Raw genomic sequence first — 9,424 nt, 5'->3', positions numbered from 1 at the left:
CGGTCGCGGCCCGCTACGTGGAGTTCGGCATCTCACCGCAACAGATCTTTGTCGGCAACGGTTCTGACGAAGTGCTGGCGCATGTCTTCATGGCGTTGCTCAAACACGAGCTGCCGATTTTCTTTCCGGATATCACTTACAGCTTCTACCCGGTCTACTGTGGCCTTTACGAAATCGCCCATGTGACCGTGCCGCTCGACGAGAATTTCGAAATCCGCAGGGAAGATTACGCAACAGCAAACGGCGGCATCATTTTCCCGAACCCGAATGCGCCGACGGGCCGTCTGTTGCCACTCACGGCCATCGAGCGTCTGCTCCTGGCGCATCACCGATCGGTCGTCGTCGTCGATGAAGCTTACATCGACTTCGGCGGCGAGTCGGCACTTGCGCTGGTCAATCACCACCCGAATCTGCTGGTTGTGCACACCCTTTCGAAGTCGCGTTCGCTGGCCGGGCTGCGCGTTGGCTACGCGGTTGGCCATCGTGACCTGATCGAGGCGCTCGAAAGAGTCAAGAACAGTTTCAATTCCTACCCGCTCGATCGGCTGGCGATTGCCGGTGCAGTTGCCGCAATCGGCGATCAGGAGTACTTCGAGATCACCCGGCAGGCCGTCATCAGTAGCCGAGAGACCCTTCGTAGTACCTTGCTGCGACAGGGTTTTGAAGTCCTGCCTTCGGCGGCCAATTTCATTTTCGTCCGTCACCCGCAGCATGACGCTGGCCAGCTCGCCGCAGCCTTGCGCCAACGAAGCATCCTCGTTCGTCATTTCAAGCTGCCGCGGATCGACCAGTATCTACGGATCACGATCGGTACCGATGCACAATGCGCGTTATTGGTCGAGGCTCTGGCCGAGATCGCGGGCAGATCAATCCTGATCGCTTGAATCGTCGCCAGGAGAGTCAGGTGACTGAAGAAAGCCCGTTCAAGGGACAGACCGGCTGGCGGCGGATTTGGAACGCGTTCCACTATTCGCGGGCCGGCCTGTGTGCGGCCTTTCGTTCAGAAGACGCCTTTCGGCAAGAGGTGCTGCTCGCTACGCTGCTGACCCCGCTGTCTTTCCTTCTTTCGCCGAACGGTCTGGGGCTGGCACTGATGATCGGCAGCCTGCTGTTGGTGCTGATCGTTGAATTGCTCAACTCGGCGATCGAGGCAACGGTTGACCGGATTTCGCTGGATCGGCACCCGCTGGCCAAGCGCGCCAAGGATATCGGCAGCGCAGCGGTGCTGCTGGCCTTGCTCAACGTTCCGGTCATCTGGGCTTGCGTCTTGTTCGGGTGAGGCGGGTGCCTGTGGGTGCGTGCGTGTTTGGTCAGGGCGCTGCAATGCGGTGCAGATGAATCAGCGCCGAGATCTTCGCCCCCAGCCAGCCGAGCGCAGCGCCGATCGCAGCCAGGACGACGACATCGCCTGTCGACAGGCCTTGCAGGGCGAAGCTGGCGCCATAAAGTCGCGTCAGTTCGACCACCGGCGGCGTCAGCAGGCGCAGACCAGCGCTCACCAGCAGCGCAGCGCAGAGTCCGCCGAGGGCGCCCTGCAGCATGCCGAAATAGTGCAGCGGGCGCTGGATGTAGGTATCGGTGGCACCGATCAGTTTGGCCACTTCGATCTCGGCGGCCTGGGCGAGGATTTGCAGGCGAATGGTGTTGAAAGTGATGGTCACCAGTGCGCCGGCGAACAGCGCGCCAAGCATCATGACGACCCGCTCGCCGAGGTGGAGCAGCGCATCGAAGCGTCTGACCCAGGCCGAGTCGAGCTGAACATGCGCGACCTTCGGCCAGGAGGAGAAGGTTCTGGCCAGGTCTTCGAGGGCCTCTGGTCGGGTGTCTCCTGGGGTGACGACAAAGGCGTCGGGCAGCGGATTTCGTGGCAGGCTGGTGATGATCTCGGCCATCCCTTCGGTCGCCTGCAGGCGCTTCAAAGCCTCTTCGCGCGGCACGAAACGCCAGCTTCCGGATCGGCTTGCCTGCAGGCGCGACTCGATGTCGCTGATCTCGCGTTTGCCGGCGTCGAGGGCCAGGAAAATGCTGATCTGTTGCACGTTGGGGGTATCGCCAGAGAGCTTGCGGAGGTTGTCGAGGGTCAGCCAGCCGGCGGTCGGCAGGGTCAGCGCGACGCCGATCACCAGCAGCGACAGCAGCGAATTGAGCGGCGCTGCGAGCAGCCGTCGCAAGGCATCGCGCAGCGCCGCCAGGTGCTGGGCGAGCCAGGATCTCACGGCGTGACACCGTGGCTGGCTGGTTCGCGCTCTTCGCTCATCTCGCCCTGGGTGAGGCGGAGAACGCGCGGTTGCAGGTGGGGCAGCAGCAACGGGTCATGAGTGGCAATGACCACGGTCACGCCAACCTGCTGGAAGGAACGGAAGATTTCGAGAATTTCGCTTGCCGACGCCGCGTCGAGGTTGGCGGTCGGCTCGTCGGCGAGGATGATTGCCGGCCGATTGACGACGGCGCGGGCAATCGCCAGACGTTGTTGCTCGCCGCCGGAGAGCGCAATCGGGAAAGTTTTCTCGCGATTCGGCAGCCCCACCTTGGCCAGCGCCGCCTGGGCCCGGCGCAGCGCTTCCCTGGCCGGGTGGCCGACGATCGCCAGAGGCAGCAGCACATTGTCGAGGACGTTGCGATCGAACAGGAGCTTACGATCCTGAAAGATCAGTCCGAGTTTGCGGCGCAGGTAGGGAACGGCGTTTTTGCGCAGCGTAGCGAGATTCTGGCCGTTGATCACGATGCTGCCCGAAGTCGGGCGCTCGATGGCCGCCAGCAGTTTGAACAGCGTCGATTTCCCGGCGCCGGAGTGTCCGGTAAGGAAAACCATTTCTCCTGCGGTGATCCCGAAACTCACGTTGCGCAGGGCTTCGCGACCTTCCGGATAGCGTTTGGTGACGTTGCTGGCGGTAATCACTCGAATAGCGCGTCTACGAAATCGCGGGCATTGAAGGGCCGGAGATCGTCAATCCCTTCGCCGACACCGATAAAGCGAACCGGTTTCGGGCACTGGCGGGCGATGGCGGCGACGACGCCGCCTTTCGCCGAACCGTCGAGCTTGGTCAGGACCAGACCGGTAACCTGAATGGCCTTGTCGAAGGCGATGACCTGCTGCAGCGTGTTCTGGCCGAAGGTTGCGTCGAGGATCAGCAGCGTCTCGTGTGGTCCGGACGGGTCGGCCTTCCGGATGACGCGCCGGACCTTGGCGATTTCCTCCATCAGGTGCAACTGTGTCGGCAGGCGGCCGGCCGTATCCGCCAGGACGATGTCGATGCCGCGTGCCCTGGCGGCGGCAATGGCGTCAAAGATCACCGCCCCCGGGTCGCCGGACTGCTGGGAGATTACCGTGACATTGTTGCGTTCGCCCCAGGTCTGCAACTGCTCGCGCGCGGCGGCGCGGAAAGTGTCGCCGGCGGCGAGCAGGACCGATCGGCCCTGTGCCTGAAAGTACTTGGCCAGCTTGCCGATCGAGGTGGTTTTGCCGGCGCCGTTGACGCCGGCAATCATGATGATGAACGGGCGGTGCGCGGTGAGGTCGAGTGTTTCTTCGAGCGGCCGCAGGAGTTCGTGGAAAATCTCGGACAGCGCGCGCTGAATCGCTTCCGGGGTGTCGAGCCTGTCGCGTTTGGCGCGCATTTTCAGCTGATAGAGCAGATGCTGGGTTGCATCAAGGCCGACGTCGCTGCTCAACAGCAGGCTTTCCAGATCTTCGAGCAGTTCGTCGTCGACCTTGCCGCGCGAGAACAGCGATTTCAACCTGCCGCTGAATTGCGCGCGTGTGCGCGCGAGACCGGCCTTGAGTCGATGCCGCCACGGGACCACAGGCGCCGTGCCTTCGATGACGACTGGACTGGTCGGCGCGGGCGGCTGACCAGGGGACTTCTTGAAGAAACCAAACATGGTGCTTTCGTGTCTCAAAGGCGCTCGGGTACATTGGTGGTGGTAAGATGCCGGCGAGATTACCCGACATCCTTTCAAATTCTATCAGAAGCGACTCATGCCCAGACGTTACGCGCAATTGATTCGATGGTTGCTGGTGCTGGCCGTACCTGCATCAGTGCTGGCCAATCCCTATGAGAAGCAACTGGCGAACGGCTTGCGGATTATCGTCAAGGAGGATCGGCGAGCTCCCACGGTTGCACATATGGTCTGGTACCGGGCCGGCAGCATGGACGAGACGAATGGCAGCACCGGTGTCGCCCATGTCCTCGAACACATGATGTTCAAGGGTACTCCGAGCGCCGGACCCGGCGAGTTCAACCGCCGCGTCGCGGCTGCTGGCGGGCGTGACAACGCATTTACCAGTCGTGACTACACTGCTTATTTTCAGCAGGTACCGAAAGGGAAACTGTCCGAGATGATGCAGCTCGAGGCCGATCGCATGCGTCATCTGACTCTGGATCCCAAGGAGTTCGCGCAGGAGATCCGGGTGGTCATGGAAGAGCGGCGGTTGCGCACCGATGATCAACCCCAGGCGCTGCTTTTCGAGCAGCTATCCGCGGTTGCTTTTCAGGCGCACCCGTATCGCGTTCCGATCATCGGCTGGATGAACGATCTCGAGAACATGACTGTCAATGACGCACGGCTCTGGTACGAGCGCTGGTACGCGCCGAACAATGCTTATGTGGTGGTCGTTGGTGACGTCGATCACGAGCATGTTTTCCAGCTTGCCGAACAGCATTACGGAGCTTTGCCGGAACGCCCGCTGCCGGTCAGGAAACCACAGGACGAGCCTGCGCAGGCCGGTATTCGCCGCCTGACGGTGAAAGCACCGGCAGATCTGCCGGTACTGATCATGGCTTACAAGGTGCCGGTCATCCGCGATGTTGACCAGGACGTCGATCCCTATGCACTCGAGATGCTGTCGGCCGTTCTGTCTGGGCACGAGGCGGCCCGCTTCTCCAGACACCTCGTTCGCGAGCAGCGTCTGGCAGTAGACGTGGAGGCCAGCTACGATTCGACGACGCGCGGGCCGGGCATCTTCTACCTGTCCGGATCGCCCAGCGACGGAAAAACTCGCGCCGACCTCGAGGCTGGTTTGCGCGCCGAAATTGTCCAGGTGCAGCAACAGGGGGTGGCTGCCGACGAACTGACACGCGCCAAGGCGCAGCTGATTGCCGGGCAGATCTACAAGCTGGATTCGATGTTTGCGCAGGCAATGGAGATCGGGCAACTTGAATCGGTCGGTATTCCCTATCACTTGAACCGACGCATTCTCGAAAAGCGGCAGGCGGTCACTGCCGAGCAAATCCAGGCGGTCGCAAGGAGGTACTTTCGCGACGAGCAACTGACTGTTGCCGAACTGGACCCGCAGCCATTGCCGCAAGCGCCGCGCGCGCGCTCGCCGTTCACCCCCCGTCATTGATGAGAATCCGCTGATGAATCCCTGCAAGCTGCTGCTCTGCGTATGCCTGGTGGTCGCCATTCCGCTGGTACACGCCGGTCCGAAGATCGAGCGTTGGCAGACGACATCAGGTGCCGGCGTTTTATTTGTCGAGAACCATAGCTTGCCGATTCTCGATGTCCAGGTCGACTTTGCCGCCGGTACGGCGCATGAATTCGAGGGCAAGGCGGGCGTGGCTTCGCTGACCCGCGCCCTGGTCGACCTGGGGGTTGCGGGCATGGACGAGATGCAGATTGCCAGCCGGATGGCCGATCTGGGTGCCAGGTTGTCGGGTGGGGTGGAGATGGACCGTGCCACGATTGCCCTGCGAACGCTGTCGATGACCGACAGGCGCGGCCCGGCTCTCGACATGCTGCGCGCGATTCTGAGCACGCCGCAGTTCCCCGCGGCAGTCTTCGATCGCGAGCAGGCACGTTCGATCGCCACCCTCAAGGAAGCGCTGACGCGCCCCGAAACGATTGCCAGCCGGGCCTTCTGGGCGGCGATGTATGGCGCGCACCCCTATGGACGGCATGCGACACCGGAATCGGTGGCTGCGCTGGTTCGTGCAGATGTGGTCGCTTTCCATGCGGCAAGTTATACTGCGCAGCGCGCCCGCGTGACGATCGTTGGAGACCTGTCACGCGGCGAAGCCGAAGCGGTGGCCGAAGCGCTGACCGCCGCTTTGCCGTCGGGACCGGCCCCTGCAGAAATCGCGGTCCCGGCATTGCCGGCGGCTGTCGAACGGCGGATTGACCATCCGGCAGTGCAGGCGCATCTGCTGATCGGACTGCCGGCACTCAAACGCGGCGACCCGGATTTCTTTCCTTTGGCCGTCGGCAATTATTCGCTTGGTGGCGGTGGCTTTGTCTCACGCCTGATGAAGGAGGTTCGCGACAAACGTGGTCTTGCCTACAGCGCGCACAGCTACTTCATGCCGCTGCAACAGTTGGGGCCGTTCCAGATGGGTCTACAAACCAAGAAGACGCAGGCCGACGACGCGCTGAAGGTGGCTCGTGAGGTGCTTGCCAGCTTCCTCGAGCACGGACCAACGGAAACGGAGTTGCAGGCCGCAAAGCAGAATCTGATCGGCAGTTTCCCGCTGCGCCTCGACAGCAATCGAAAGCTCCTGGAGAATGTGGCGATGATCGGTTTTTATGGCTTACCGATCGATTATCTCGATCGCTACCCGGAAAATATTGAAAAGGTCACGACCGCCGACGTCAAGGCAGCGTTTGCACGGCATCTGCGACCAGAGCACTGGGTGACCGTGGTGGTGGCCGGGGAATGACATTCTGAATTCGCTGCGTATCATTGGCGGTGAGTGGCGACGAAGAATTCTTCGTTTTCCTGATGTGCCTGGTTTACGGCCGACGCCGGATCGTGTGCGCGAGACACTGTTCAACTGGCTCGGACAGGATCTGACCGGTCTTTCCTGCCTCGATCTGTTTGCCGGCAGCGGTGCCCTGGGCTTCGAAGCCGCCTCGCGCGGCGCCACCAGCGTGATGATGGTCGACCATTCGCCAAAGGTGCTGGCGGCGATGGCGAGCAACGCAGAAATCCTGGGTACGGCCCAGGGTCTGAAGATCGTCCACTCGGATGCGATGACATTTCTCTCTTCCGTCAACTCGCGTTTCGACGTATTGTTTCTGGATCCGCCGTTTCACCACGGTTGGATGGACCGTCTGGCACCGCTTGTGCCGGGCGTCATGGCAGCTGACGGCATGATCTATGCCGAGGCAGAGAACGCCCTGGAGGGTATCGGAGATTGGCGCACCGTGCGTCATGGTCGAGCTGGCCAGGTGTTCTATCACTTGATGCGGCGAGGCGAAACGGATGGCATTAAATAAGCGGGTGGCAATCTATGCAGGGACCTTCGATCCGATGACCCGAGGTCACGAGGATCTCGTTCGGCGCGCGGCCTGTCTCTTTGATCGGGTGATCGTGGCGATCGCCCAGAACCAGCCGAAAAGGCCGTTTTTTTCTCTGGCCGAACGGGTCGAAATGGCGCGGGAAATTCTCGCATGCTATCCGAATGCCGAAGTCTGCGGCTTCGATGGCCTGTTGATGGACTTTCTGCATGCCAAGGGAGCGAAAGTGATCATCCGCGGGCTGCGTGCGGTGTCGGACTTTGACTATGAGTTTCAGATGGCGGGAATGAATAGAAACCTCTTCCCCGAAGTCGAAACGGTTTTCCTGACTCCCGGTGAGCAGTACCTGTTCATCTCGGCGACGATGGTTCGCGAAATCGCCGTCCTCGGCGGCGATGTCAGCAAATTTGTCCAGCCCGCGATCAGTGATCGGCTGGTCAAGCGAGTACGAGAAATTTCAACAATCTGAAGGAACCGTAAGCATGGCCCTTATTATTACCGACGAATGCATCAACTGCGATGTGTGCGAGCCGGAGTGCCCGAACGAAGCGATTTCCCAGGGGGCGGAGATTTACGAAATCGACCCGGGCAAGTGTACGGAATGCGTCGGACATTACGATACCCCCCAGTGTGTCGAGGTTTGTCCGGTTGACTGCATTCCAAAAGATCCTGCACACCAGGAGAGCGAAGATCAACTGTGGGCCAAGTATGAGAAGCTGACCGGTCGTCCGGGCCGCGGCTGAGCCGGAAGCACGCCACGCCGGCAAGAAGGGGGCTGCATGCGCGTCATTGAAGAAGAACTCGAGCAGATCAAGCGCGGATCGGAAGAACTGCTGATTGAAGCCGAACTTCTTGAAAGGCTGAAAACCGGCCGACCGCTCCGGATCAAGGCGGGCTTTGATCCGACAGCCCCGGATCTGCATCTCGGGCATACCGTACTGATCAACAAGCTCAGGCACTGTCAGGACCTTGGTCATCATGTGCTGTTCCTGATTGGCGACTTTACCGGGATGATCGGTGATCCAACCGGCAAGAACGTGACTCGACCGCCACTGTCGCGAGAGCAGATCATCGAAAATGCCAGAACTTACCAGGAGCAGGTGTTCAAGATTCTCGATCCCGACCGGACCGAGATCTGCTTCAATTCCCTCTGGTTCGATCCGCTGGGTGCGTCGGGGCTGATCCGCTTGGCGGCTTTGCATACCGTCGCACGGATGCTCGAGCGCGATGATTTCGCCAAGCGCTACCGAAACGGTCAGCCGATCGCCATTCACGAGTTGCTTTATCCGCTGTGCCAGGGATATGACTCGGTGGCGATGAAAGCGGACGTGGAACTCGGCGGCACTGACCAGAAATTCAACCTCCTGGTCGGACGAGAGTTGCAGAAGCACTACGGGCAGGCACCGCAGTGCATCCTGACCATGCCGCTGCTCGAAGGCCTGGATGGCATCCACAAGATGTCGAAGTCTCTCGGCAACTACGTGGGAATCAACGAGCCGCCTGATGAGATGTTCGGGAAGCTGATGTCGATCTCCGATGGGCTGATGTGGCGGTACTTCGAGCTGCTTTCATTTCGCAGCATCGAGAACATTACCGGCTTGCAGGACGAGGTCATGGAGGGACGTAATCCACGCGAAGTCAAGGTTCTGCTGGCCCAGGAAATTGTTGCTCGCTTTCATGGCGCCTCGGCCGCTGTTCGGGCGCAGGCCGATTTTGATGCGCGTTTCCGTCAGGGCGCCATTCCTGACGATATTCCGGAAGTCAACCTGCTGGCCAGCGACCGGTCCTTGAGCATTGCGCAGGTTCTCAAGCAGGCCGGATTAACGTCTAGCACCTCAGAGTCCTTGCGCATGATCCAGCAGGGCGGGGTCAGGATCGACGGTGCCCGGATCGACGACAAGCACCTCATGCTCCCCGCCAAGGGTTCTTTTGTCCTGCAGGTTGGCAAGCGCAAGTTCGCGCGTGTCAGCATCGCCTGAGCGTTCGCAAGGATAGCCTGCCGACGGCCCAGTCCGTTCCTGTGAAAAATTTTCGATCAGTGATTGACGCCGCTGCAAACGCCTGTATAATGCGCCCTCTCGCTGCTCGGGCAGCCAAGAAATTGCAGCAAGGCAAGTACAGTACAGCCAAATGGTTGTTCTGCAGCTCTTTAAAAATTGGACAACCGATAGGTGTGGGTTCTTGATCT

Annotated in this window: 11 protein-coding genes; 8 read left to right on the top strand and 3 right to left on the bottom strand. The window is 60.6% G+C overall.

Annotated elements, in window-relative coordinates:
* A partial coding sequence (locus CAPSK01_RS11565; RefSeq protein ID WP_273703550.1) for a histidinol-phosphate transaminase occupies positions 1–884 on the top strand: 884 nt, incomplete at its 5' end.
* Positions 885–904: 20 nt separating this feature from the next.
* Positions 905–1,279 carry a diacylglycerol kinase gene (locus CAPSK01_RS11560; protein WP_273703549.1) on the top strand — a complete coding sequence of 125 codons (375 nt, stop codon included), beginning with the start codon at positions 905–907 and terminating at the stop codon, positions 1,277–1,279.
* Positions 1,280–1,310: 31 nt separating this feature from the next.
* Here CAPSK01_RS11560 and ftsX read toward each other — a convergent pair whose 3' ends face one another.
* From ftsX to ftsY, 3 genes are read right to left on the bottom strand one after another with little or no spacing between them, the layout of a single operon-like run.
* Positions 1,311–2,216, bottom strand: a complete 906-nt coding sequence (gene ftsX / locus CAPSK01_RS11555) for a permease-like cell division protein FtsX (RefSeq protein WP_034926459.1) — start codon at positions 2,214–2,216, stop codon at positions 1,311–1,313.
* Entirely contained in the window at positions 2,213–2,899 is a 687-nt protein-coding gene (gene ftsE / locus CAPSK01_RS11550; protein ID WP_034926456.1) for a cell division ATP-binding protein FtsE, read from the bottom strand. The genes ftsX and ftsE overlap by 4 nt, the downstream gene beginning before the upstream one ends.
* Complete coding sequence (gene ftsY / locus CAPSK01_RS11545; RefSeq protein ID WP_034926453.1) at positions 2,896–3,882, bottom strand: signal recognition particle-docking protein FtsY; 987 nt, start codon at positions 3,880–3,882, stop codon at positions 2,896–2,898. Before ftsY ends, ftsE begins: the two co-directional genes overlap by 4 nt.
* Positions 3,883–3,979: 97 nt before the next feature.
* Here ftsY and CAPSK01_RS11540 point away from each other — a divergent pair, with 97 nt between their 5' ends.
* Genes CAPSK01_RS11540 through tyrS form a run of 6 tightly spaced genes read left to right on the top strand, consistent with a single transcriptional unit; the run spans position 3,980 to position 9,215 of the window.
* Complete coding sequence (locus CAPSK01_RS11540; RefSeq protein ID WP_273703548.1) at positions 3,980–5,347, top strand: pitrilysin family protein; 1,368 nt, start codon at positions 3,980–3,982, stop codon at positions 5,345–5,347.
* Between the two features lie 13 nt (positions 5,348–5,360).
* Positions 5,361–6,656, top strand: coding sequence for a pitrilysin family protein (locus CAPSK01_RS11535; RefSeq protein ID WP_273703547.1), 1,296 nt, complete (start codon positions 5,361–5,363; stop codon positions 6,654–6,656).
* A 4-nt stretch (positions 6,657–6,660) separates the two neighbouring features.
* Positions 6,661–7,215: a 16S rRNA (guanine(966)-N(2))-methyltransferase RsmD gene (gene rsmD / locus CAPSK01_RS11530; RefSeq protein WP_034926452.1), complete on the top strand. Its 555-nt coding sequence runs from the start codon at positions 6,661–6,663 to the stop codon at positions 7,213–7,215.
* Positions 7,202–7,705 carry a pantetheine-phosphate adenylyltransferase gene (coaD, locus tag CAPSK01_RS11525; protein WP_034926450.1) on the top strand — a complete coding sequence of 168 codons (504 nt, stop codon included), beginning with the start codon at positions 7,202–7,204 and terminating at the stop codon, positions 7,703–7,705. Before rsmD ends, coaD begins: the two co-directional genes overlap by 14 nt.
* Before the next feature lie 13 nt (positions 7,706–7,718).
* Positions 7,719–7,979, top strand: coding sequence for a YfhL family 4Fe-4S dicluster ferredoxin (locus CAPSK01_RS11520; protein WP_034926447.1), 261 nt, complete (start codon positions 7,719–7,721; stop codon positions 7,977–7,979).
* Positions 7,980–8,015: 36 nt separating this feature from the next.
* Entirely contained in the window at positions 8,016–9,215 is a 1,200-nt protein-coding gene (gene tyrS / locus CAPSK01_RS11515; RefSeq protein ID WP_034926445.1) for a tyrosine--tRNA ligase, read from the top strand.
* Positions 9,216–9,424: the final 209 nt, after the last annotated feature.

The sequence above is a fragment of the Candidatus Accumulibacter vicinus genome (assembly GCF_000584955.1).
GTDB lineage: Bacteria > Pseudomonadota > Gammaproteobacteria > Burkholderiales > Rhodocyclaceae > Accumulibacter > Accumulibacter vicinus.
Note: the sequence above shows the minus strand (reverse complement) of the source record. Positions and strands in the feature narration are given on the sequence as shown.

What these genes read in the sequence shown, in the direction of transcription:
- ftsY (WP_034926453.1), bottom strand. Translation starts at nt 3,882, where the DNA reads ATGTTTGGTTTCTTCAAGAAGTCCCCTGGTCAGCCGCCCGCGCCGACC.
- CAPSK01_RS11540 (WP_273703548.1), top strand. Translation starts at nt 3,980, where the DNA reads ATGCCCAGACGTTACGCGCAATTGATTCGATGGTTGCTGGTGCTGGCC.
- CAPSK01_RS11535 (WP_273703547.1), top strand. Translation starts at nt 5,361, where the DNA reads ATGAATCCCTGCAAGCTGCTGCTCTGCGTATGCCTGGTGGTCGCCATT.
- coaD (WP_034926450.1), top strand. Translation starts at nt 7,202, where the DNA reads ATGGCATTAAATAAGCGGGTGGCAATCTATGCAGGGACCTTCGATCCG.
- CAPSK01_RS11520 (WP_034926447.1), top strand. Translation starts at nt 7,719, where the DNA reads ATGGCCCTTATTATTACCGACGAATGCATCAACTGCGATGTGTGCGAG.
- tyrS (WP_034926445.1), top strand. Translation starts at nt 8,016, where the DNA reads ATGCGCGTCATTGAAGAAGAACTCGAGCAGATCAAGCGCGGATCGGAA.